Annotated in this window: 1 protein-coding gene; it reads left to right on the forward strand. The window is 46.6% G+C overall.

The features are described 5' to 3' along the window. Positions 1-15: 15 nt before the first annotated feature. Positions 16-1443, forward strand: a 1428-nt coding sequence (locus tag A3735_RS03990) for an NAD(P)/FAD-dependent oxidoreductase (RefSeq protein ID WP_068637619.1), incomplete at its 3' end; no start/stop codon positions are given.

The following is a 1443-nucleotide window of genomic DNA, read 5'->3' on the forward strand; positions in this document are numbered from 1 at the left end:
ACGAGGAGACCTATTGTGGAACGTGAATCGATGGAGTTTGACGTACTCATTGTCGGCGGTGGCCCCGCTGGATTATCAGCAGCCTGTCGTCTAAGACAAATCGCTGAAGAGACTGGTAATGAAATCAGCGTATGCGTTGTAGAAAAAGGATCTGAGGTTGGCGCCCACATCCTGTCTGGCGCAGTTCTAGAACCAACAGCGTTAAATGAGCTGTTCCCTAATTGGAAAGAAATGGGCGCACCATTAAATACCGCTGTAACAGGTGATGAATTTTACTTCCTGACCAATCAGGAAAAGTCGGTAAAACTTCCAAACGCTTTTATCCCTAAACCTACACACAACGATGGCAACTATATTGTTAGCCTTGGCAACGTTTGCCGCTGGTTAGGCGAGCAAGCTGAAGGACTTGGCGTAGAAGTATACCCAGGCTTTGCTGCAGCAGAAGTTTTATACCATGAAGATGGTCGTGTAAAAGGTGTTGCTACTGGCGACATGGGCATCAGCGAAGACGGCCAACAAAAAGACTCTTACATGCCAGGCATGGAGTTACACGCTAAATACACAATGTTTGCTGAAGGTTGTCGTGGACATCTTGGCAAAGAAATCATCTCTAAGTTCAACCTAGATGAAGGAAAAGATCCTCAGCATTACGGTATCGGCATCAAGGAACTTTGGGATATCGACCCAGCTAAACACCGTGAAGGTACTGTTATGCACGGCCTGGGTTGGCCACTAAGCGAGTCTTCATCCACAGGCGGCTGGTTCCTTTACCACATTGAAAACAACCAAGTAGTACTCGGTTTAATTACTGACCTTAGCTATAGCAACCCACACGTATCACCTTTTGAAGAGATGCAACGTTGTAAGCTTAACCCTGTACTAAAAGATGCCTTAGAAGGCGGCAAGCGTGTTAGTTATGGCGCTCGAGCACTGATTAAAGGCGGCATCAATGCACTTCCCAAGATGTCATTCCCTGGCGGCATGTTAATTGGCTGTGACGCAGGAACAATGAACCCGCTGAAAATCAAAGGTTCTCACACAGCAATGAAGAGTGGCATGCTGGCTGCAGAAGCTGTTGCAGAGAAGCTTGCTGGCGGTGCAGAAGGCGAAGAAGCGACCAACTTTGAAGCGAAGTTCAAGAACAGCTGGCTACACGACGAACTGTACAACACGCGTAACTTCGTTGGCGTTATGCATAAGTTTGGCACTTACCTTGGTGCGGCTTATACATTTATCGACCAAAACATCTTTGGTGGTAAACTGCCTTTCAGCTTCAGCGATAAAACTTACGACCATGCTGCACTTAAGCCAGCAGCAGAATGCAAAAAGATCGACTACCCTAAGCCGGATAACAACATCACCTTTGACCGTCTTACTTCTGTATTCCTATCGAATACAAACCACGAAGAAGATCAAATGTGCCACTTAAAGCTTAAGGATGAC

Source organism: Oleiphilus sp. HI0061, from assembly GCF_001635675.1.